The organism is Dermacoccus sp. BD5, from assembly GCF_044878485.1.
Lineage (GTDB): Bacteria > Actinomycetota > Actinomycetes > Actinomycetales > Dermatophilaceae > Dermacoccus > Dermacoccus nishinomiyaensis.
On the sequence record NZ_JANJER010000002.1, the window covers coordinates 341,482 to 362,655 of the forward strand.

Here is a 21,174-nt window from a genome sequence, read left to right on the forward strand (position 1 = left end):
CCGAGCCCGGCCGTCAGGCGATGCGGTGGGCCAACAGGATGACGGCGACGCACGCGACGACGCTGCCCACCGCGTACCCGAGAGCAGTGGCCGCGCGCCGTGCGCGCAGCAGGGTGAGCGTTTCGACGCTCGCGGTGGAGAACGTCGTGAAGCCGCCGCAGACGCCGGTGACGACGAGGGCGCTCAACCATCCTGGGCGAGGATGCGCGGTGAGGACGCCGAGCACGAACGAGCCGAGGAGGTTGACGGCGAACGTCGAGTGGGGCCACGTGCGTGGGCCGCGGGCCTTCATCTCTCCGTCGAGGACGAAGCGCAGGACGGCTCCGACAGCGCCACCGAGGGCGATGAGCGGCCACGTCATCATGCGCTGCTCCGAGGTGCCCAACGGGCGGTGACGACGGCCCCCGCCGCCGCGGCTGCGAGGCCGAGCGCGACCTCCGCGGCGGCGAGGCCCACTCCCGACCCAGCGGAGCGTTCGGCGACCTCTCGCGCGAACGTGCTGTACGTCGTGAAGGCCCCGCAGAACCCGGTGCCGAGCAGCAGACGCCAGGCCGGGCGGTCGCCTGCGCGGGTGAAGAACTCGAGCAGCCCGCCGAGGACGAACGCGCCGACGAGGTTGACCGTCAGCGTCGCCCACGGCGCATGCATCGCGGCCGCAACACCGGCGCGGGCCATCGCCCCCGCTGCGCCGCCCAGGGCGACGAGAGCGACCATCGAGACGCGACGATGCAAGGCGGGCGAACTCACGGCCCGAGCCTAGGCCATGACGCATGACGCCGGCGGCTCACCTGATGCGCGGGTGAGCCGCCGGCGCCTGCTCGTCTGACCTCACGGCTCACGCTCGGTCAGACGAGCATCGTCATTTCGCGTAGGAGACGATGACCGACGGGCGGGGGAAGGCGTCCGTGTGCGGCCACGTGCTCGTCGGCTTCTCGAACGTCGCGTCGTCGGTCTCGCCCGGGTGCTGCACGGCCGTGAAGACGGACAGCTGGTCCGGGCTGACGAGCGGCCCGCAGGTCTCGGCGCCGTAGGGCACCGTGAGGAACTGCTGGACGCGGCCGCGCTCCGGCCCGTTCGTCGGGACGCGGAAGAGCCCGTCGTTGGAGCCAAGCTGGTTGCCGTCGGTGGAGATCCACAGGTTGCCGACGGCGTCGAAGGCGACGTTGTCGGGGCAGCTGATCGGGCTGACGTGCTCCTTCGGGAAGCCGGCGAAGTACGTCTCCTGCGCGGCCGGGTCACCGCAGATGAGCATGAGATCCCAGGTGAAGTCGGTCGAGGTCTCGTACCCCTTGCCGCAGGAGCCGCCACGGCCCTCGGTGACCTCGAGGATGTATCCGTTGCGGTTGCCGGACGTGGCCGTGAGCGGCTCGCCCAGCTTCTTGCGCGTCATCGACGAGGCGAGGGGATTGGCCTCGTCCGTGGTGAACTTCTTGCCGCGGTCGGAGTTGTTCGTCAGCGCGCAGTAGATCTTGCCGTTGACGGGGTTCGGCTCGATGTCCTCGGGGCGGTCCATGCGCGTCGGACCGACCTTGTCGGCCGCCACGCGCGTGTGGACGAGCACCTCCGCGACGCTCATGCCCGGAACGTACGACTTCTTCTCGCTCGCGAGCGGGATCCACGTGCCTGTGCCGTCGTGGACGCCGTCGGCGTCGCCGTCACCGGTGAACTTCGCGACGTAGAGCGTGCCGGCGGACAGCAGCGTCTTGTTGTGGCGGCGTGCGGCGGGCGAGGCACTGCGCTGGTAGCGGTCACGTGAGACGAACTTGTAGATGTACTCGCCCTTCTCGTCGTCCCCGGTGTAGGCGACGACGCGGCCGTCACGTGCGATCGTGACGTTGCAGCCTTCGTGCTTCACACGGCCGAGCATCGTGTGCTTGACGGGCGGGGCTGACGGGTCGAGCGGGTCGAGCTCGACGATCCAACCGAAGCGGTTGGCCTCGTTCGGGGTCTTCGTCAGGTCGAAACGCTCGTCGACGTCCTTCCACCCCTTGCCCTGGCCGGTGATGCCGTACCGCTTGTAGGCATCGGCCTGCTTGGGGTCGAGCGCGCCGGAGGCGTCGAAGTAGCCGTGGAAGTTCTCCTCGCCGTGCAGCGTCGTGCCCCACGGCGTGGTGCCGCCGGAGCAGTTGGCGAAGGTGCCGAGGATCGTCGTGCCCTTGGGGTCAGCCTTGGTGCGCAGCAGCTCGTGACCAGCGGCGGGGCCGTCGACGCGCAGCGGCGTGCTGGCCGTGATGCGGCGGTTGTAGCGCGAGCGGCGCGGGTCGCTGGCCTTCCATGACCCCTTGGCCCGGCCCCTCTCGATGGCGACGACCGCCAGACCGTGCGCGGCCATCTCGATCTTCTTCTTGAGCAGCTCGTCCGTCCCGGTCGGGAACATCAGTTCCGGGTCGGTGTACTCGTGGTTGACGCTCAGCAGGGCGCGGCGACCGTCGAGCGGGATGATGCCGACATAGTCGTTGTTGTAACCGAACTGCTGCGCCTGTGCCTCGGGCGTCTGGTGGTGGACGTCGAAACGCGGTGCGCGCTTGGTGACGGGGTCGCCCCAACGGATGATCACGTCGTGCGTGAACCCTTCGGCGCTGACGACGTCATCCTTGCGGTTCGGCGCGACGGAGGTGAAGGAGGCGCGCCCGACATTGCGCTCGGGTCGCGGGTGGTGGCCGTGCGCAGTGTCCGCCGCAGCAGCCTGCGCGCCGAAACCGGCGAGCACCATGGCGCCCGCGGAGCCCGTGAGCATCGCGCGACGCGCGATGGCACGCTGAGCGAGAGTCTGGAATTCCTCGTTGCCCGAGGTGTTCGGCGTCGGCGCGTCGCACTGGTTGGCGCAGCGGTACTCGCACGTCTTCGCGCTGCGCGAACCGTGGCGGGTATTGATGAGGGGGAGCAGCTTGGGGCTCATGGGGTCTCCTCGCCGGGGCGGAAAGTCGGGAGCTGATCAGGGCGGACGGTGGGGGCGCCCACGCGGGTCGATCCTTGGGCGTCGAGGCAGACACGAGACGTCGCGCAGATGTCGTCGGCGTAAACCCTGAGAGCCGGCTGCATGACTTAGGTGGGCCTAAGGCGCGGCGGCGGACTCGAGCTCGAGCAACCGCTGCTTCGCCTCGACGCCGCCGAGGTAGTTGCCGAGGGAGCCGTCGCTACGCACGACCCGGTGACAGGGGAGGACGATGGGTAGCGGATTGCTCGCGCAGGCACTGCCGACGGCGCGAACCGCGCGGGGGCGTCCCGTCGAGGAGGCGAGATCGGCGTAGCTGATGGTGCGGCCGTAGGGAATCGTGGTCAGGCTCGACTGCACCTCCCGTCGGAAGGGGGCAGTGGACAACGACAGGTCGGGCGTCACGCTGAACTCCACGCGCACCCCGGTGAAGTACAGGTCGAGCTGGCGGCGCAGGGTGTCGGCGGGCTGGGCCGAGCGCAGCGTGCGGCGTCCGAGACGTTCACCGAGGTCGTCGAGCACGGCGTCGAAGCCCTCCGACTCGAACGCGATGCGGACGACGGCGTCGTCGCGGAAGGCGAGCAGGAGCCGACCGAGCAGCGTCTCGTGCGTCGTCCACACGACGTCGACGTCCCGCGGACGCACATGTTCGAGCAGACGATTCGTCAGCGCCTCGGTCGATGACGCGTCGGTGAAGGCGTCGATGGTCGTGGTGAACACGTCGTCGCTGGTCATCAGGTGTCCTCTCGGGTCGGGATGAGTCGATGACGCAGCGCGGCGATGGCGTCGGCTCCGCAACGCCGGGCGGCCGCCGTCGAGCAGCCGAGCTTGTCGGCGATCTCCGGGTAGGTCCACTGCCCCACGTAGCGGTGCACGACGACGAACTGCTGCCGTTCGCTCAGAGCGCCCACGTGGCTCCACAACTCGCCGTCCCAGGCCTCGACGTCGGCGCCCGGGTGGACGTCGTCGACGAACAGGCGTTGAAGCGCCTGCCCGGCGTCGTCGTCCTTGGCGGCTCCGGCGCCGAGGCGCCGCGATCGAGTCGAGTCGTGGGCCGCCTCGACATCGCGGACGAGCTCGGGGTGTGGTGCGGCGCGGCGATTCCGTCGCACGATGTCGACGCTCTTGTGCCGCGCCACGCGCACGAGCCATGCCTCGACGTCTTCGATGTCGTCGAACGGGTAGCCCCGCAGCGCCGCGAGAAACGTCTCGGACCAGGCGTCCTCCGCGTCCGCACCGGGCCCCAGGGTCGCGGCGCACACGCGCAGAACCGTCGGCCCATGGCGTTCGACGATCTCGTGGAAGAGCGGTTGCTGTGTCATCACTCAGGAGTCGTCCGAGAACGACGAAGTGTGAGGTCGGCGAGAGAACTTTTTTCGCAACCGAGCCGAGCGGCGCGAGAACCGTTCAGAACAAACGGGATTCACGGGTCGTCTCGCTCTCCTCGTGGGCGAGGAGCCAGCGTTTGCGATCCAGGCCGCCGGCGAAGCCGACGAGGGAACCGTCCGAGCCGACGACGCGGTGGCACGGCACGATGACGCTGACCGGGTTGTGACCGACGGCCTGCCCGACGCCCTGTGCCTGGCCAGGGGTGGCGACTCCGTCGGGTGAGAGCGACGCCGACAGCTCGCCGTACGTCGTCGTCTCGCCGGGAGGGATCCGCAGCAACAGCTCCCAGACGCTGCGTTGGAACGGGGTGCCGAGCGGGGCGAGCGGAAGGTCGAAATCGGTCCGCTCCCCGGCGAACCAGGCGGTGAGTTGCTGCGCCGCGGCGTCGAGGAGGGCATCGTCACGCTGCTCCACTCGCGCCCCGAACCACGCCGCGTCCGGCTGATGCGCCTGGCCGTCGAAGTAGGCGCCGAGCACCCCGTCATCGCTCACGGCGACGAGCATGTCGCCCAGCGGCGTCGCGAGGCGGGTTGACCGACGATTCTGCGCGCTCGCGCCGTCACCGCGCAGCAGGGGAGGACTCGCGACGGTCATGACGACGCCTGCGAGTCATCGTCGGACGGCTCGGGCCACCGATGGGCGAGTGGCTCGGGCGCCAGACCTGCGGCTCGATCGGCGTGGAACTTCTCCCACGGGAGCCACTTCGTCGTCAGCGCTGATTCGATGTCGATACCCGCGCTCCGAGCGAAGACCAGGATCATGGCGAACGCGTCGGCGACCTCACCCTCGAGGTCCTGGCGCAGCTCGTCGTCGCTCTTGCCCCGGTTTCGACCCTGCCCGCTCGAGGCGAGATAGGCCTGCGTGAGCTCCCCGACCTCCTCGGTGAGCTTGAGCAGGACCCACTCCGGCGTGCGCTCCACAGCGAAGTACTCGCCGTACGCAGCCGAGATGCCCTCGATGCGTCCACTCCACTCGTTCAGCTCCATGGTCGAAGCCAACCACGCGGCGCCGACAAGCCATCGAACGTGGCCACCCAACCGGCCCGCAGGAACGCTCCCCGCACCCTGCCGTTGGTCTGCCCGAGAGAGATCCGACTCGCCTTGGCCGGGATGCGGTCAGGCTCGGTCGGCAGCACGTTCGAAAGCGGCGAGTGCGCGATCGTCGTACAGCACGAAACGGATCAACCGGACATGTGCACATCGGGCGGAACGCGCCACCTCGAGAGCGATGCACGCGACCTCTTCGACGTCCCAGCCGTACACGCCCGCGCTGATGGCGGGAAAGGCCACGGAGCGGCATTCCGCCTCGTCGGCGATCCGCAATGACTCGGCGAAACAGGAGCTTAGAAGAGCCGGATCCGTCTGGCCCGCATGACGATTCGGGCCGACAGTGTGGATGACGTAGCGCGCGGGCATCCGCCCCGCGCCGGTGATGACGGCCTCGCCGGTCGGTAATCCGCCCGTCAGCCGTGTCGCGCGCAGCTTGCGACACTCCTCGCGCAGCTGCGGCCCTGCTGCGGCATGGATGGCACCGTCCACGCCGCCACCGCCGAGCAGGCCCGAGTTCGCGGCGTTGACGACGGCGTCGACCTGCTCGGTCGTGATGTCGCCACGCACGATCTCGACGGAGGGGGCCTCATGGACTGTCACGGTGTTCATGGCACCCATCCTGCACCGCGCCGCAGTTCCGCAGGTGGGGACGGGATTCGCGAATGTGACCGAAAATCGCACAGGGGACAGGAATCGCGACCGGGGACGTAGTTCGCAGGAGGGGACAGGAATCGCCGATGGGTACTACGGGTGTAGAAGCTCGACGTGACGGGGCATACACTCGAAGACGGTGCCGGCGATCCCGCTCGGCACCTCGTGCTGTGACGAGACCAGCCGTGACGAGGCGCGACGCGCCGATGGAGGATGACGACGATGCTGACGAACGCGCTGTGGGCGAACTCCTACTCGCCCGGTGTGCCCCTGCGCCTCGATTACGGCATGGCGACGCTCGTCGATCAGTTCGACTCCGCCGTCGCGCGATTCGGCGATCGCCCGGCCATCGACTTCATGGGGCGCGTCACGACCTACGACCAGCTCAAGGCTCAGGTCGACGCCGCCGCGGCCGGTCTGTTGGACCTCGGTGTCACGGCGGGCGACCGCGTCGCCGTCCTGCTGCCTGGCTGCCCGCAGAACGTCGTCGTCACGCAGGCGATCATGCGCATCGGCGCGATCGCGGTGCAGCACAACCCGCTCTACACGATCGGTGAGCTGCGCGCGCCGTTCGAGGACCACGAGGCCGAGGTCGTCATCGCATGGGACAAGATCAGCCCGATGCTCGTCGACCTCGCGCAGGAGAACGGCGTCCGCCACATCGTCGCGATCGACGTGACGGCGGAGCTGCCGTTCGTCAAGCGTCTCGCGCTGCGCCTGCCGGTGAAGAAGGCGCGCGAGTCGCGCGAGCGGCTCACCGGCCCGGCGCCCGAGGGCCTGCTGAGCTGGAACGACCTGCTCTCACGCGGCACGCTGCCCGTCGACCACCCCAAGCCATCGGCCGGTGACCCGGCGATCATGCTCTACACCTCGGGCACGAGCGGCACCCCCAAGGGCGTCCCGCTCACGCACGCGAACCTCGCTGCCAACTGCCTGCAGGGCAAGGCGTGGGCGCAGCTGCGTGACGGTGAGGAGACGTTCCTCGTCGTCCTCCCGATGTTCCACGCCTACGGCCTGACGATCGGCGTCCTCGCGGGCATCAACCTCGGCGCGTGCCTGCTCATGCTGCCCGCCCCCGAGGTGCCGCTCATCATCGACGCCGTGAAGCGTCGCACGCCGACGTTCGCTCCGGGCGTGCCGCCGCTGTACGCCCGCATCCTCGACGAGGCGGAGAAGCGCGACGTCAGCCTCGAGGGCATCCGCATCGGCCTGTCGGGCGCGATGTCGCTGCCGTCCGCGCTCGTGCAACGCTGGGAGAAGGCGACGGGCGGCCACCTCATCGAGGGCTACGGCCTCACCGAGACGAGCCCGGTCGTCGTCGGCAACCCCATCTCCGACGATCGTCGCGCCGGCTCGATCGGCGTGCCCTTCCCCGACGTCGAGATCCGCCTCGCCGATCCCGAGGACGTCACGAAGGACGCGCCGGATTCCGGCCCGGGCGAGCTGCTCGTCAAGGGTCCGCAGGTCTTCGGTGGCTATTACAAGAAGCCCGAGGCGACGCAGGAGGCGTTCCACGACGGCTTCTTCCGCACCGGCGACGTCGTCGAGATGGGCGAGGGCGGCTACCTCACGGTCGTCGACCGCATCAAGGAGATGATCGTCACGGGTGGCTTCAACGTCTACCCGAGCGAGGTCGAAGGCGTGCTGCGCGAACACGACTCGATCGCCGACGCCGCCGTCGTCGGGCTGCCCGCCACCGCGGGCGGTGAGGACGTCGTCGCCGCCGTCGTGCTCGCCGACGGCCACACCGATGCTGACGCCGAGGCGCTGCGCCGCCACGTCAAGGGCAAGCTGACGGCGTACAAGGCGCCGCGTCGCTTCGTCGTCGTCGACGAACTGCCGACGAACCCGATGGGCAAGGTGCTGCGCCGCGAGGTCACCAAGCTGCTGCACGAGCACACGAACCAGGGCGACTGAACGAGCGGTGGTCGCGGCGAGACGGCGGCGAAGGCCGCCACCCCGATCGGGTGGCGGCCTTCGTGGCCGCGAGCGTTGTGGACTCAGCGCTCGCGGCAGCGGACGTCAGTGCTTCTCGGTGTCCGAAGTGGTCCCCGCGGTTGCCGCGTTCGCGGCGTCGTGCGCGTCGAACGGCAGGTCCTCGTGGACGATGTCGGGGTTGTCGTGCTGCGTCTCGACGAGTTCGTGGGCCTCTTCGTCGGAGGCGACCGTCGGCATCGAACCCGGCAGCGGTCTGCGCGCCGACTCCTTCATCGCGAGCAATGCGATGCCGCCGAGCACGGCGAAGAACATCGTGTAGAGCGCCGGCGCGTTCTTGCTGCCGGTCCACTTGACGAGCGCTTCGCTGATCATCGGCGCGGTGCCGCCGAACAGGGAGACGGCGATGTTGTACGACAGCGCCATGCCGCCGAAGCGTGAGGCCGTCGGGAACAGCGCGGGAAGCGTCGAGGCCGACATCGCGACGTAGAAGCAGACCGAGAAGGCCAGCATGAACATCGCGACGAAGGCCAGCGTCTGGTTCTCCATCATCATGTAGGCCGGGTAGGTGAACAGCAGCGTCGAGATGATCGCGATCCAGTAGACGGGCTTGCGGCCGATCTTGTCCGACAAGCGCCCGACGAAGGGCACGGCCAGGGAGAGCGCCACGAGCGCCGGGATGGTGGCTGCAGCGGCACCCAGGGTGGTGTAGCCGTGGTTGCTCTCGAGGTAACCGGGCATGTACGACGTGAGCGAGTAGCCGGCGGTGTTCGTCGCGCCGACGAGCGCCATGGCGATGAGCAGCGGGCGCCAGTGGTGCTTGATGATGCCGACCGGGCCGAGCTGCGTCTGCGACTCGTCGATGGCGTCGTTGCTCTCGGCTGCCTCGTTGGCGGCCTGCGCGTTCTCGAACGTTGGCGACTCGTCGATCTTCATGCGGAAGTACATGGCGAGCAGGCCGAACGGCAGAGCGAGCAGGAACGGGATGCGCCAGCCCCAGTCGTCCATCGTCTCGGAGCCGAGGCCGATGCTGAACAGCGCGACGACGGCGGCGCCGACCGCGAAACCGAGGTAGGAACCGGTGTCGAGGAAGCTCGAGAAGTAGCCGCGACGCTTGTCGGGGGAGTACTCGGAGACGAACGTCGTCGCGCCCGAGTACTCACCGCCGGTGGAGAAGCCCTGGATGAGGCGGCAGATGATGAGACCGGCGAACGCCCACCAGCCGGCGGTCGAGAACGACGGCAGCAGACCGATGGCGCCCGTCGCGATCGACATGGCCAGCATCGTGATGGCGAGCGTCTTCTGACGCCCGATCTTGTCGCCGAGGGGGCCGAAGACGAGGCCACCGAAGGGGCGGGCGAGGAAGCTGACGGCGAACACGGCGAAGGTGATGATCATCTTCGTCGAGTCGTCGCCACCCTCGGGCTGGAACACCTTCGTCATCGTGGCGGCGAGGTAGCCGTAGATGCCGAAGTCATACCATTCCATGAGGTTGCCCATGGTGGCGCCCGTGATGGCTTTCTTGAGTGGAGCTTTCTCGACCACGGTGATGTGGTCGCGTTCGAGCTCGCGGGGCTCGCCGTCCGGTGCGGCGGAAGCGGTATGGGACATGTGTGTTTCTCCTGCGCACGTTCGGGTGGGCGAAGCCGGGCCCGCAGCGCATTCGTCGCTCGTGGGTGTTCGTCTCGAATGGGAAAAAACGGTTCTCATCCCATCGCCGATGCCCCGGAATGTCCAGTGCTCGGACGCCTTGCGGCCCCGATCTGCGAGGTTCGGCAGCGCTGAGGCAGCGCGGCGCCAAAGCTTTTGTCGCGAGGATGTGATTTGCCGCACATCTCACGCCGCAGCAGGGGTTGTCGGCCCCCGTGTCGCCCCTTCTCCGGGCGGCTCGCGTTGCTACTCTGAGCCCGGCTCGCCCGCCGGGCAGGTGCCCCGGCGAGGAACCGAACGACCGGTCCTCACGCCGCGTCATCCACTTCTCGATCTCGCAGGAGACGCCATGGCCACACAGGCCGATTCCACGCCCGCCGAGCCGTCGGGGCCCGCGGGCTCCGTCGCCGACCCGGCGCCTGGCGCGGGTGGTCAGAACGAGCTGCGACGCGACCTCAATGCGCGCCACCTCAACATGATCGCCATCGGCGGCGCCATCGGGACGGGCCTGTTCCTCGCCTCCGCCGGTTCGATCCACGAGGCGGGCCCCGGCGGCGCGCTCGTCGCGTACGGCGTCATCGGGTTCATGGTGTGGTTGCTCATGCAGAGCCTCGGCGAGATGTCGACGTATCTGCCGCTCGCCAACTCGTTCGAGGCGTACGGCACCCGATTCGTCAGCCGCAGCTTCGGCTTCGCGCAGGGCTGGAACTACTGGTTCAACTGGGCGATCACGGTCGCGGCGGAGATCGCGGCGGCGGGCGCCGTCGTCAACTACTGGGCGCCGGACGTCGACCAGCGTCTCGTCGCGCTCGTCTTCTTCGCCATCCTGTTCGTCATCAACGCGATCAGCGTGCGCGCCTTCGGCGAGAGCGAGTTCCTGTTCGCCTCGATCAAGGTCATCACCGTCCTCGTGTTCCTCGCCGTCGGCGTCCTCATGATCTTCGGCATCATGACGGAGGCGCCCGGCACGAAGAACTGGACCACCGGCCAGGCGCCGTTCGTCGGCGGGTTCTCGGGCATCATCGCGATCTTCATGATCGCCGGATTCAGCTTCCAGGGCACCGAGATGATCGGTGTCGCCGCCGGTGAGGCCGACGAGCCCGAGAAGACGATCCCGAAGGCCATCCGCGCCGTGTTCTTCCGCATCCTCATCTTCTACATCGGCGCGTTCGTCGTCATCGGCTTCCTGCTGCCGTACACCGACCCGCGCCTCGTCAATGCCGCTGACGGCGACATCCAGGCGTCGCCGTTCACGCTGATCTTCGAGAAGGTCGGCGTGGTCGGTGCGGCGAGCGTCATGAACGCGGTCATTCTCACCGCCATCCTGTCGGCCGGTTCGTCCGGTCTCTACGTCTCGACCCGCATGCTCTACGCGATGGCGCAGAAGGGCATGGCGCCCCGCTTCCTGCTCAAGACCAACCGCCGTTCCGTACCGATGCCGGCGCTGCTGCTGACGGCCCTCGTCGCGCTCGGCTGCTACGGGCTGAGCCTGCTCTCGTCCGACGCCTATGGCTGGCTCGTCGCTGCCTCCGGTCTCGCGGGGTTCATCACGTGGTGCGGTATCGCGTGGAGCCACCTCAAGTTCCGCAAGGCGTACGTCGCACAGGGTGGCCGCGTCGAGGATCTGCCGTTCCGCGCGAAGTGGTACCCGCTCGGGCCGGTCGTCGCGCTCGGCATGTGCGCGCTCGTCATCGTGCTGCAGAACAAGGACCTGATCTTCGAAGGCACCGTCGACCCCGGCGGCCTGCTCGAGAGCTACATCGGCCTGCCGCTGTTCCTCGCCGTGTGGGCCGGCCACAAGCTCGTGACGAAGTCGAAGAAGGTCGACCCGCTCGAGGCGGATCTCACGCGCACCCGCTCGCACTCCTGACGGCGGGTTGACCGGCTGGGCGCGTTGACAGGCAGCGCTGACTCGGCCAACGCGCGGTGTTCGGCTCGACGCGGCCGACTTCATGATCGGTCGGGCGGGCAACATGGGTGCCAGCATCGCCATCGCTCAGGGGCGTGAGGGTTTCATCCATCCCGATTCGCGCAGCATCCCACTACCAGGGTTCCTCGAGGCGTATCGCGACGCCTTTGCCGTGTGCGGCACGAGCCGCGGGTGGTTGTTCAACGGCCCCATCACCTACCTGTCGGCCGATGATGACCTGGCGGCCATGAAACGACGCAGAGTCGCGCAGCTCGTCGACCCGCACCCGCGCCGCGCGTTCCCGCCTTCTGGTGACGTGCACGCGAACGAGGACCATCGGTTGCTCCTGTCGGGCAACTTCGCCGTCCGCGTGCGCGAGTGGCGGTTGCTCGGTGGTTTCTGCCCCCGACTACCGCGACCCGGCCATCGGCGACCTCGATCTCGCGATGCGCGCCGAGCAGGCCGGGCTGTCCATGGCATGGGTCGGTGGCGCGCACGTATTGCACGCGCCGACGGCGTAGTCGACGCGTGGTGTCGAGGACCTCGCGGTGTTCGCGCGCCGTTGGGGCCACGAACCGCCCGCTCAGGAGGCCGTGACGCGCACGTCCGCGTAGTCGGGGTGCTTGTCGATCCACGACGCGACGTACGGGCAGACCGGGTCGACCTTCTTGCCGGCCGCGCGCACGTCGTCGAGCGCGAAACGGACGATCTGGCTCGCGAAACCGCGGCCACCGAAGCGCTCCGGCACGATCGTGTGCGGCATCGTGACGACGTCGCCGTCCTCGCGGTAGTCGGCGAACCCGACCTGCTCGTCGTCGAGGAAACCCTCGTAGCGGTGGGTCTCGGTGTTCTTCTTCACGGTGATGGTGTCGCTCATGCACTCACTGTGGCACGCCGAACTCGCGGGCGGGCGAGTATCCCGCGCGGTGTGTCGGTGAGGTGCGGGGCGCCGCGTCGAGGCTCGATAAGCTGTCGCCGCGGGCGTGGTGCGCCCGGGTGGCGCCGTGATCGGCTGCCGTCAGCCGTTCGGCCAGGGGAGGCCTCGTGGGTGCCACGCTCGATCTCGTCAACTCCCTTCTCGACGGCCCGACGGGGCGACGTGATGAGAAGCAGATCCTCACGCTGCTGCGCGAGGCGCCCGCCGGTGAGCTGAACGACGTCCTCGAGAACGTCGACGCGGCCAAGCTGTTCGACGACATGGACGACCGCCTCATCGGCCCCGACAACGAGACCGCCCTCATCGAGTTGCTCACCCGCACGAGGCGTCACGAGTTGAGCATGGCGGCGCAGGTCGCCGTCATCCACGGGATGCAGGGCGGCGCGACGTCGGCTGCGATGGAGGGCGCGATCCGTGACATGCTGCTCGCCCACACGGGCAACGACCTGACGCACCTGAAGAACACGCTCAACCTCGCGAAGGGCCGACACGATCTGGAGGGTCTCGTCTTCGCCGACATCGACGACGACGCCATCCGCGCCGAGATTCTCGACCACTTCGCCGCGTCCTCGTCGCTCGAGGGTGAGCGGCAGGCGAAGACCCTGTCCGACATCGACGACACCGCCCTGGCGAAGATCCACGAGACGCGTTACCCGCGCGGAACCGTCATCCCGGGCATCATTGCGTTCTACGAAGCACTCGACCTCGGACCTCGTGACGCGCCGCTCTCGCGCGGTGACCTGACGTTCGTCACGGCGCGGCCTGCGGATGCCCTGGGGTTGATGAAGAGTTACAGCCGCGAGTCACTCACCAAGGCCGGGTTCGCGGATCTGTCGATCATGACGGGCAGCATCTTCCATCTCGCGACGCACGACGCGATGGCCGCGAAGAAGGTCGCCAACATCGCGCACTACGCGACCTTGTTTCCCGAGTACGACCTCGTGTTCGTCGGCGACTCGGGGCAGGGGGACATCGCCGTCGGCGAGCAGATCTTGCAGGCGCACGGTGACGTCGTCAAGGCCGTCTTCATCCACGACGTCGTGGCCCTGGATGCCGGACGCCGCGCCGAACTCGCCGCGAAGGGGATCTGGGTGGTCGACACCTACGTCGGTGCGGCCGCCAAGGCTCACGAGTTGGGGTTGATCTCCGAGGCGGGCGTGCAGCGCGTCATCGACGAGATCCACCGGCTGCTCGACGACGTCGAATGGGAATCGTCCGAGCAGGAGCGCGCCATGCGCGAGCTGGTGGAACGGGACGCGTCGGGCCGGTGACCGCCTGATGGCGCTGCGATGGCGTCACGATGAAGGCGTGCCTCGGGCGCGTTGGCCGCCCGGGCTCCGACGAATGTGACATACGTCAATGCAACCATCCCCCGCCGCGCGTCGGGGTTCCGCTATGAGCGCAAACCTGTCAGGGTGGAGGCATGAGCCTTGGAGCAGCGTTGGGTCTGGCCGTTCTCGTCGTCGTGACCATGTTCGTTCTCGTCTTCGTGATGGCGGGAGTCGAGACACGGATGTTCGACGACGTCATGGTCACGCCGGACGCTGAGACCGACGAGGCGCCCGTCGCGGCGCTCGAGCCGGCGGCCGAGTTGTCGCGGGCCGCCTGAACCGGATACCTGACGATGTGCGCCCCCTTCACGTGATGATCGTGACGGGGGCGCTCTGCATGCTGAATCCCTTGGGATGACGCGGTTGTCGGTGTCGGGTCCTAGCTTGGGGTCATGGCCAACCGACTCGCTGCCTCGCTGAGCCCCTACCTGCGTCAGCACGCCGACAACCCCGTCGACTGGCACGAATGGGGAGACGAGGCGTTCGCCGAGGCGCGACATCGTGACGTGCCCGTGCTGCTGTCCGTTGGCTACGCGGCGTGCCACTGGTGCCACGTCATGGCGCACGAGTCGTTCGAGGACGCAGCCATTGCGGCGCAGCTCGCCAAGGGGTTCGTCGCCGTCAAGGTCGATCGTGAGGAGCGCCCCGACGTCGACGCCGTCTACATGAACGTCACGCAGGCGCTCACCGGGCACGGCGGCTGGCCGATGACGGTGTTGCTGACGCCGGACGGTGAGCCCTTCTACGCCGGAACCTACTTCCCGCGTGAGCAGTTCTCGTCGCTGCTGCACTCGATCGGTGAGTTGTGGCGTGACGATCGGGCGCGCGTCGAGGGAGCAGCGCGTTCCATCGTCGAGGCGATGCAGACGCGCTCGCGTGCCGACGCGACGGGTTTGGGGCCTGGGGGAGATGACCTGCTCGGGCAGGGCGATCGGGCTGAGCGACAGCTCGTGGGGGTCGATCTGACGCGTGCCGTCGTCGGCCTGCGTCGCCAGTTCGACGACAGCCGGGGCGGCTTCGGTGGCGCGCCCAAGTTCCCGCCGTCGATGACGCTCGAGCACCTGCTGCGTCACCACGCCCGCACGGGCGACGCGGACGCCCTCGCGATGGCTCGCCGCACGGGCGAGGCGATGGCGCGCGGTGGCATGTACGACCAGCTCGACGGAGGGTTCGCGCGCTACAGCGTCGACGCCGACTGGGTCGTGCCGCACTTCGAGAAGATGCTGTACGACAACGCGCAACTGCTGCGGGTGTACGCGCATCTGTGGCGCGCGACCGGCGACGACTGGGCGCGTCGCGTGACCTACGAGACGGCCGACTTCATCATGCGGCGCCTCGGCACCAGTGAGGGGGCGTTTGCCTCCGCGCTCGATGCTGACACCGACGGCGTCGAAGGCCTCACCTACGTATGGAACGCGGAAGAGCTCGTCGAGGTGCTGGGCCGCAGCGACGGCGCGCGCGCCGCTGAGCTTCTCGGCGTCACCCTTCACGGCACGTTCGAAGACGGCCGCTCGACCCTGCAGCTGCGTCGTGACCCCGCCGAGCTTTTCTCGCCCGAGGTGCTGGGTGAGCGCTCCCCGGACGCGTGGTGGTCAGACGTTCGGGCCAGGCTGCGCTCGGTGCGGGCCGAGCGCCCGCAGCCGGCCCGTGACGACAAGGTCGTCACGTCATGGAACGGCCTCGCCATCGCCGCGCTCGCCGAGGCCGGGATGATCCTTGAACAACCCTCGTGGGTGGCGGCGGCGCGGGAGGCGGCTGACGTCGTGCTCGCGACCCACGTCGTCGACGGCCGGTTGCGGCGGGCGTCGCTCAAAGGCCGGGTGAGCGAGGCGCTCGCCTGCGCCGATGACTACGGCAACCTCGCCGAGGGGCTGCTGGTGCTGCATCAGGCGAATGGCGAGACGCGCCATGCCGAGGTGGCGATCGGTCTGCTCGACGACGCGGCGCGCCTGTTCTTCGACGGCGACACCGTGTACGACACGGGGTCGGACGCGTCGCAGCTCTTCATCAGGCCGCGCTCCGACGGCGACAACGCCGAACCGTGCGGCGCGTCGTCGCTCGCCTCGGCGTACGTCATGGCGTTCGCTCTGACGGGGCACGGCGATTACCGCGTGCGAGCTCTTGCCTGCCTGTCCGGCCTCGTGGGTGTGATGGCGTCGAACCCGCGGTTCGCCGGCTGGGCGCTCGCTGCGGCGGAGGCGCTCGCTGCGGGGCCGGTGCAGGTCGCCGTCGTCGACCCTGCGGATGGGGGTGCGGCTGCGGGGTCCGGCGATGGGCCGCTTGATGCGGCCGAGGCGGATGAGATGTGGCTGCGCGCCTGGCGTTCGACGGGTCCGGGGTTGGTGCGTGTTCGTGGCGCTGCCGACGCCGGCGGGGTGCCGTTGCTGGCAGATCGCCCTGCGGTCGACGGCCAGACGACGGCGTACGTATGCCGGGGTTTCGTGTGCGATGCCCCCGTGACGAGGGCGGACGAGATGAACATCTGAGGTGCGCCGCGCGGGCGGCGAGCGTCGTCGGCGTGACGCATGTGACACCGGTTCGGTTCGTTGTCTGCGCCGTGCATGCCCGACGATGACGGGTATGACGAATGCTGTCGCTGCCGCGCCGACCGCGCCTGACGAGGCGCCCGTGACGGTGTCGTTCACGCGCCACATGAGCACCGACAACGAGACTCAGGTGCTGGCCTGGGTGCATGCCGGCATGGCGATGGCGGAGAAGTTCGAGGGCTTCCTCGGCACCGGGTGGGTGCGCTCGTCGAGCAACTCGCAGGAATGGCACATGCTGTGTCGTTTCCGCAATCAGGCGTGCCTCGACGCGTGGGATCGCAGCCCCGAGCGCGCCTGGTGGTTGTCGTTCGGTGCGGACATCGTGCAGCACACCCGCGGCGAGAAGCGCGTCGGCATCGAGGGATGGTTCGACGAGCCGTCGCACAGCAGTGACGTCGTCCTGCCCGGCGAAGCGCCCGCGCCCGGCCGTCGTCTCGCGCCGCCGCGGTGGAAGCAGGCCACGATGATCTGGGCGGTGTTCTTCCCGATGTCGGTGCTTGCCGCCTACCTGCTGCAGCCGCACATCGCGAGCCTGCACGTCGTGTTGCGCACGCTGATCCAGACGTCGATCCTCACGCCGCTCATGACCTACATCATGCTGCCGTTCGCCACCCGCGTGCTCGACGAGTGGCTGCACGAGGAGTGACGGCTGCGCCGGCGTGACGCGGACGTCAGAGCTGCGGCGTCGCCAGGCGGGTTGAGGCTGTCGGCCGGTGAGTTGCGGACTGCAACTCAGCCATGCAGGATTGTGCCCCTCGAGTTGGGAGTTGGGGGACTGCAACTCGGCCATGCAGGATTGTGCCTCCGAAGTGCCGCCGGGCGTCAGAGGCGGTTCTTCGTCTTCGCCGTCGCGACGTGTGTGAGAGGGTCCTCGGGCCACGGATGCTTCGGGTAGCGGCCGCGCATGTCGGCGCGCACGCCCGCGTAGGGCCCGGCCCAGAACGAGGCGAGGTCGTCGGTGACGGCGACGGGTCGCTGCGCAGGCGACAGCAGGTGGAACAGCACAGGTGCGCGCCCGTCGGCGAGGCGCGGGGTCTGCGTCAGCCCGAAGCACTCCTGCAGTTTCACTGCGACGATGGGCGGGCCGCCCGGTTCGTCGAGAGGTGGGTAGGTGATGCGCACGCTGGAGCCGCTGGGCACACGCAGCCGCTCGGGTGCCAACTCGTCGAGACGTGTCGCCTCGGGCCAGGGCAGCAGGCGACGCAGCGGTTCCGTCAGGTCGATGGAGGCGAGCTTCCCCCCACGGGCGAGGCGGTCGAGCTCCGGGGCGAGCCATTCGTCGAGTCGGGCGAGCAGTGTGTCGTCGTCCATCGCGGGCCACGGGTCGGCGAGGTGGTGGTGCAGGAAAGCCAGACGACGTCGCAGCGCCGCTGCAGCATCGCTCCATGTCAGCAACGAAAGCCTCTGCGCTGCAAGAGCATTCGCGACGGCTCGTCGCGCCACTTCCGGCGTCGGGGACGTTGGTGTCGCCGAGAACTCGATCGCGCCGAGCGCCTTGACGCGCCGCCCCACGATCTTGCCGGAGGTCGCGTCCCACGTCGCGCGCACCTCGTCGACGAGCAGGTGCGACGCTGCGTCCTCCGCGATCGGTCGAGTGATCGGGGCCGCCAACCGGATGACGGCGCCCGTCCCACGCGCGGCGCGACCATCGGAACGCGCGACGTCCGCGACAGCCAACCACTCACACTCGGTCAACGGTGAATCGTCTAGCCCCGCACGGGTTCCCGACGCCGTGAGGTAGACGCCCTCGGCGACGCGATGCGCCACGCGTTCCGGATACGCAAGAGCGATGACGAGACCGGCGTCGCTCTCGGTCTCGGCGTCCACGGAGCGAGCCCGTCGAGATGCCGCGGCGTGTCCGGGCGCCCACCCGGGGTCCGGGGTGGCGCCGGCGTCGTTCGAGCCGGCCGCGACGACGCGTGTGAGGCGTTCGCTCTCGCGCACCCACCGCGAACGGGCCGGCCCCTGCAGCTCGGCGATCGCGTGGTCGAGGTCGGCGTCCCTCGAGCGGACGTCGTCGGCGAGTGCAGCGACGTACTCCGCGGCCGATCGGGCGCCGATTCGCTCGGCCGCGACGAGCAAGGCGCGGGCGAGCCGCGGGTCGGCGGGTACCTCGACGAGCGTCCTGCCGAGGGCGGTGATGCGACCGTCAGCGTCGAGCGCGCCCAGGCCGACGAGGGTGTGCGTCGCCTCGCGCAGGGCGGGCGCAGGTGGTTGCGTCGGCAGGGAAAGCCCGGTGCCGCCCGGCGTGCCCCACGCCGCGAACGTCAGGGCGACGTCGGTGAGGTCGCTCGTCGCCATCTCGGGCGTGACATGCTCGGGCATGCGCGCGAACGTCTGCTCGTCGTAGCAACGCACCGCCATGCCGGGCCCGAGACGGGCCGCACGGCCGGCACGCTGCACCGCGCTGGCGCGCGAACACGCCACGGTGACAAGGCCGTTCATGCCGCGCGCGACGTCGCGTCGAGGTTCGCGCGAGAGCCCGGCGTCGACGACGAGGCGCACGCCGGGCACCGTCAGTGACGACTCCGCGAGGGCGGTGGAGACGACGACGCGGCGCGGTTCGCCGGGTCCGCGACCGGCCGTCGCGCGATCCTGCTCGGCGGCGTCGATGCGCCCGTGCAGTTCGAGCACGTCGAGTTCGGGGCGCAGTTGCCGCACCTGCTCGGCGACGATCGACACCTCGCGCGCACCCGGGAGGAAGACGAGCGCGTCGCAGCCCCGCAAGCCGGCCAAGTTGGCGACGGCGTCCGTCGCTGCGGCAGTGCCACGCCCGCCGACATGAGTGTCGGCATCATCCAGCGCGCGGGTCGTGGTGCGCGCGACGTGCTCGAGGAAGGCCCGGGTGACGCCGCGCGCGTCGAGGCGGGGCGAGTCGAACGGCGCCCATCGCACGTCGAGCGGGTGCAGCGCGGACGGGCAATCGACGAGGGGCGCGTCACCCGACGTGGTGGTCGCGGCGAGGAGATCGGCGAAACGCGGTGCGTCGAGCGTCGCTGACATCGCGACGACGACGAGATCGTCACGCAGCGCGCGTACGTCGGCGAGCAGGCCGAACGCGACGTCGGATTCGATCGGGCGCTCATGCACCTCGTCGAGGATGACGGCGCCGACGCCCGTCAGTTCGGGGTCGGCGAGCAGGCGCCGATCGAGCAGACCGGGCGTGACGAACTCGACGAGTGTCGCTGCGCTCGAACGGGATTCGCCGCGCACTGCGTAGCCGACGATGTCACCGAGACGCGTCCCCGTCAGCTGTGCCAGACGGCGTGCGGCAGCGCGTACGGCGACGCGGCGCGGCTGGGTGACGATGACGCGGCCCGCTCGGCCGGGCATCGCTCCACGGGCCGCTGCGGTGTCGACGTCGCGCCATGCGTCGCCTCGCTCAGCGAGCCAGTTCGCGACGAGCGGCGGCGCGAGCGTCGTCTTGCCCGTGCCGGGCGGGGCCTGGACGACGCACGCGCCCGCGTCGAGAGCGCGCGTCAACTCAGCGGTGGCCGTCGCGAAGGGCAGCCCGCGTCCGATGGCGTCGAGGTCGAAGGGGGCATTCATCGTGGCCTATTCTCGCCCCGCGCGGCATCTCGCCCCGAATCGCAGGATGCGCGGGCGCCGATCAGAAGTACGGCGTCTTCTTCACGACGAAGTGGGCCTTGCGCACAGCCTTCTCGACGCCGGCCTCCCACGCCTTCGCCTGCAGCGGCATCACGGGCAGCAGCCAGGTGCCGACGTAGTCGGTGATCTCCTTGTTGAACCCCGTCTTGAACTGTCCGACGCCGTAGAGCGGGTGCGTCTCGTCCTTGGCGCGATCCGAGGGCGGGGCGCCGCACAGGTCGTAGTCGGTGACGCCGCGCTCCTTGAGCGCCTTGATCGTGTCGAGCACGAGCAGCGCCGCGGCGCCGCGCACCTTCTTGACGGGCACCGACGCCGCGTCCTTGCGGCTCGCGAGGTGGCCGTTGATCATGACGAAGTCTGCCGAGATGACCTCACCCTCGTAGTAGGCGAAGAAGAAGGCGCCGCGGCCGTCGCGCGCGTACGTCTGCCAGAACGTGCGGTAGTACTCGTAGGGGCGTATGACGAAACGCCCTTCGGCCGTCTTGACGAACAGGTCGTAGAACGTGCGGCACGAGGCGTCGTCGATCGGCACCTCGGCGGTCGTCACGCCGTCCTTGACGGCGCGGCGGATGTTGTAGCGCGCCTTCGAGTCGAAGCCCTTGAGCAGGGTCTCGGCGTCGGGCCGGATGTCGAGCCACACCGTCGAGAACGTGGGCTGGACGTCGGTCGTGCGGTGAGCGCCCGCGGCCTCGAGCGCCGCCCGGTTCTCGGGTGAATCGACGAGCTGCGGCTCGAACTTGATCGCGAAGACGAGGCGCTTCTTCGCCTGCGCGGCCAGCGCCGTCAGCACGCCCGACGGGTCGCTGCCCTCCGCCAGCCCGGGGCCCTGCGGCACGTACCACAGCCGCCCCAGCGGCGGGACGATCCGCTCGAGCACCATGACGGCGACCCCGCCCGCGTCGACGAAGCGGGGCCTCCACCCGGCGTCGGCCTTGATCTCGGCGAACTCCGCGAGCTGGAAGAATGCGCCGCCGTCGGGGTTCGCGGCGACAGAGGCGTTCCAGCCGTCGGGGGCTGATGTGGTGGAGGAGGCTGATGGCGCCGTCACGGTGCGTCCTACGTCTCGGGAATGGATGTTCCCCTCCATCGTGACGCATCGACCCCGCGCGTCAAGCATCGCCGTCCTCGACGTCGGGCACGTCGCCGACACCGCGCGGAGCGGGCCGGGCGGCGAGCGCGACACCTGGGTCCCGATCAGCCCCTACCCAACGACGCTTCTCGGTCACATGTGTC

The 21,174-nt window shown here is 69.3% G+C and carries 19 protein-coding genes; 7 read left to right on the plus strand and 12 right to left on the minus strand.

Going from position 1 to position 21,174, the window contains the following annotated elements; all coding sequences use genetic code 11:
* Window positions 1-13: 13 nt before the first annotated feature.
* The 8 genes from crcB to NQ706_RS03195 form a co-directional block, all read right to left on the minus strand.
* Window positions 14-364, minus strand: coding sequence for a fluoride efflux transporter CrcB (crcB, locus tag NQ706_RS03160; protein ID WP_235181998.1), 351 nt, complete (start codon window positions 362-364; stop codon window positions 14-16).
* Window positions 361-747: a CrcB family protein gene (locus tag NQ706_RS03165; protein WP_235181999.1), complete on the minus strand. Its 387-nt coding sequence runs from the start codon at window positions 745-747 to the stop codon at window positions 361-363. Before NQ706_RS03165 ends, crcB begins: the two co-directional genes overlap by 4 nt.
* Before the next feature lie 112 nt (window positions 748-859).
* Window positions 860-2,899: a PhoX family phosphatase gene (locus tag NQ706_RS03170; RefSeq protein WP_038566847.1), complete on the minus strand. Its 2,040-nt coding sequence runs from the start codon at window positions 2,897-2,899 to the stop codon at window positions 860-862.
* A 156-nt stretch (window positions 2,900-3,055) separates the two neighbouring features.
* Window positions 3,056-3,670 carry a methylated-DNA--[protein]-cysteine S-methyltransferase gene (locus NQ706_RS03175; protein ID WP_038566849.1) on the minus strand — a complete coding sequence of 205 codons (615 nt, stop codon included), beginning with the start codon at window positions 3,668-3,670 and terminating at the stop codon, window positions 3,056-3,058.
* Entirely contained in the window at window positions 3,670-4,257 is a 588-nt protein-coding gene (locus NQ706_RS03180) for an RNA polymerase sigma factor (protein ID WP_038566850.1), read from the minus strand. The genes NQ706_RS03175 and NQ706_RS03180 overlap by 1 nt, the downstream gene beginning before the upstream one ends.
* A gap of 85 nt (window positions 4,258-4,342) precedes the next feature.
* Window positions 4,343-4,918 carry a methylated-DNA--[protein]-cysteine S-methyltransferase gene (locus NQ706_RS03185; protein WP_051805608.1) on the minus strand — a complete coding sequence of 192 codons (576 nt, stop codon included), beginning with the start codon at window positions 4,916-4,918 and terminating at the stop codon, window positions 4,343-4,345.
* Window positions 4,915-5,310 (minus strand): MazG nucleotide pyrophosphohydrolase domain-containing protein, encoded by a 396-nt coding sequence (locus NQ706_RS03190; protein WP_038566853.1) that lies wholly within the window; start codon window positions 5,308-5,310, stop codon window positions 4,915-4,917. Before NQ706_RS03190 ends, NQ706_RS03185 begins: the two co-directional genes overlap by 4 nt.
* 129 nt (window positions 5,311-5,439) lie before the next feature.
* On the minus strand, window positions 5,440-5,982 hold the full coding sequence (locus NQ706_RS03195; protein WP_006945675.1) for an O-acetyl-ADP-ribose deacetylase: 543 nt from the start codon (window positions 5,980-5,982) through the stop codon (window positions 5,440-5,442).
* A gap of 264 nt (window positions 5,983-6,246) precedes the next feature.
* Between NQ706_RS03195 and NQ706_RS03200 the strand changes: the two genes are divergently transcribed.
* Window positions 6,247-7,941 (plus strand): long-chain-fatty-acid--CoA ligase, encoded by a 1,695-nt coding sequence (locus NQ706_RS03200; protein ID WP_081873786.1) that lies wholly within the window; start codon window positions 6,247-6,249, stop codon window positions 7,939-7,941.
* A 105-nt stretch (window positions 7,942-8,046) separates the two neighbouring features.
* Here NQ706_RS03200 and NQ706_RS03205 read toward each other — a convergent pair whose 3' ends face one another.
* A complete protein-coding gene (locus NQ706_RS03205) occupies window positions 8,047-9,570 on the minus strand; it encodes an MFS transporter (RefSeq protein ID WP_051805610.1) in 1,524 nt (507 codons plus the stop codon).
* 388 nt (window positions 9,571-9,958) lie between these two features.
* On the opposite strand from NQ706_RS03205, the gene NQ706_RS03210 reads away from it, so the two are divergent.
* Both NQ706_RS03210 and NQ706_RS03215 read left to right on the plus strand, forming a co-directional pair.
* Window positions 9,959-11,479 carry an amino acid permease gene (locus NQ706_RS03210; RefSeq protein WP_038566856.1) on the plus strand — a complete coding sequence of 507 codons (1,521 nt, stop codon included), beginning with the start codon at window positions 9,959-9,961 and terminating at the stop codon, window positions 11,477-11,479.
* 431 nt (window positions 11,480-11,910) lie between these two features.
* Window positions 11,911-12,039 (plus strand): hypothetical protein, encoded by a 129-nt coding sequence (locus NQ706_RS03215; RefSeq protein ID WP_268746221.1) that lies wholly within the window; start codon window positions 11,911-11,913, stop codon window positions 12,037-12,039.
* A 62-nt stretch (window positions 12,040-12,101) separates the two neighbouring features.
* On the opposite strand, the gene NQ706_RS03220 is transcribed toward NQ706_RS03215, so the two are convergent.
* A complete protein-coding gene (locus tag NQ706_RS03220; RefSeq protein WP_006945741.1) occupies window positions 12,102-12,395 on the minus strand; it encodes a GNAT family N-acetyltransferase in 294 nt (97 codons plus the stop codon).
* A 167-nt stretch (window positions 12,396-12,562) separates the two neighbouring features.
* Between NQ706_RS03220 and NQ706_RS03225 the strand changes: the two genes are divergently transcribed.
* The 4 genes from NQ706_RS03225 to NQ706_RS03240 all read left to right on the plus strand — a co-directional run bounded on the left by NQ706_RS03225 (window position 12,563) and on the right by NQ706_RS03240 (window position 16,978).
* A complete protein-coding gene (locus tag NQ706_RS03225; protein WP_006945749.1) occupies window positions 12,563-13,726 on the plus strand; it encodes a phosphatase domain-containing protein in 1,164 nt (387 codons plus the stop codon).
* 152 nt (window positions 13,727-13,878) lie between these two features.
* Window positions 13,879-14,064, plus strand: coding sequence for a hypothetical protein (locus NQ706_RS03230; protein ID WP_136788793.1), 186 nt, complete (start codon window positions 13,879-13,881; stop codon window positions 14,062-14,064).
* Between the two features lie 114 nt (window positions 14,065-14,178).
* Window positions 14,179-16,272 carry a thioredoxin domain-containing protein gene (locus tag NQ706_RS03235; protein WP_038566859.1) on the plus strand — a complete coding sequence of 698 codons (2,094 nt, stop codon included), beginning with the start codon at window positions 14,179-14,181 and terminating at the stop codon, window positions 16,270-16,272.
* A 94-nt stretch (window positions 16,273-16,366) separates the two neighbouring features.
* The gene (locus tag NQ706_RS03240) at window positions 16,367-16,978 is read left to right on the plus strand and encodes an antibiotic biosynthesis monooxygenase (protein ID WP_006945738.1); all 612 of its coding nucleotides are present in this window, start codon (window positions 16,367-16,369) and stop codon (window positions 16,976-16,978) included.
* A gap of 176 nt (window positions 16,979-17,154) precedes the next feature.
* On the opposite strand, the gene hrpB is transcribed toward NQ706_RS03240, so the two are convergent.
* Together hrpB and NQ706_RS03250 are read right to left on the minus strand one after the other, a co-directional pair.
* Window positions 17,155-19,881: an ATP-dependent helicase HrpB gene (gene hrpB, locus NQ706_RS03245; protein ID WP_404360380.1), complete on the minus strand. Its 2,727-nt coding sequence runs from the start codon at window positions 19,879-19,881 to the stop codon at window positions 17,155-17,157.
* A 61-nt stretch (window positions 19,882-19,942) separates the two neighbouring features.
* Entirely contained in the window at window positions 19,943-20,989 is a 1,047-nt protein-coding gene (locus NQ706_RS03250; protein ID WP_038566863.1) for a peptidoglycan bridge formation glycyltransferase FemA/FemB family protein, read from the minus strand.
* Between the last annotated feature and the right edge of the window lie 185 nt (window positions 20,990-21,174).

Bases quoted from the DNA above. Each gene is read 5' to 3' on its own strand.
- NQ706_RS03240 (WP_006945738.1), top strand. From the start codon at position 16,367: ATGACGAATGCTGTCGCTGCCGCGCCGACCGCGCCTGACGAGGCGCCC.
- NQ706_RS03185 (WP_051805608.1), bottom strand. From the start codon at position 4,918: ATGACCGTCGCGAGTCCTCCCCTGCTGCGCGGTGACGGCGCGAGCGCG.
- NQ706_RS03210 (WP_038566856.1), top strand. From the start codon at position 9,959: ATGGCCACACAGGCCGATTCCACGCCCGCCGAGCCGTCGGGGCCCGCG.
- NQ706_RS03180 (WP_038566850.1), bottom strand. From the start codon at position 4,257: ATGACACAGCAACCGCTCTTCCACGAGATCGTCGAACGCCATGGGCCG.
- NQ706_RS03175 (WP_038566849.1), bottom strand. From the start codon at position 3,670: ATGACCAGCGACGACGTGTTCACCACGACCATCGACGCCTTCACCGAC.
- NQ706_RS03230 (WP_136788793.1), top strand. From the start codon at position 13,879: ATGAGCCTTGGAGCAGCGTTGGGTCTGGCCGTTCTCGTCGTCGTGACC.
- crcB (WP_235181998.1), bottom strand. From the start codon at position 364: ATGATGACGTGGCCGCTCATCGCCCTCGGTGGCGCTGTCGGAGCCGTC.
- NQ706_RS03235 (WP_038566859.1), top strand. From the start codon at position 14,179: ATGGCCAACCGACTCGCTGCCTCGCTGAGCCCCTACCTGCGTCAGCAC.
- NQ706_RS03190 (WP_038566853.1), bottom strand. From the start codon at position 5,310: ATGGAGCTGAACGAGTGGAGTGGACGCATCGAGGGCATCTCGGCTGCG.
- NQ706_RS03220 (WP_006945741.1), bottom strand. From the start codon at position 12,395: ATGAGCGACACCATCACCGTGAAGAAGAACACCGAGACCCACCGCTAC.
- NQ706_RS03205 (WP_051805610.1), bottom strand. From the start codon at position 9,570: ATGTCCCATACCGCTTCCGCCGCACCGGACGGCGAGCCCCGCGAGCTC.
- NQ706_RS03200 (WP_081873786.1), top strand. From the start codon at position 6,247: ATGCTGACGAACGCGCTGTGGGCGAACTCCTACTCGCCCGGTGTGCCC.
- NQ706_RS03195 (WP_006945675.1), bottom strand. From the start codon at position 5,982: ATGAACACCGTGACAGTCCATGAGGCCCCCTCCGTCGAGATCGTGCGT.
- NQ706_RS03170 (WP_038566847.1), bottom strand. From the start codon at position 2,899: ATGAGCCCCAAGCTGCTCCCCCTCATCAATACCCGCCACGGTTCGCGC.
- hrpB (WP_404360380.1), bottom strand. From the start codon at position 19,881: ATGAATGCCCCCTTCGACCTCGACGCCATCGGACGCGGGCTGCCCTTC.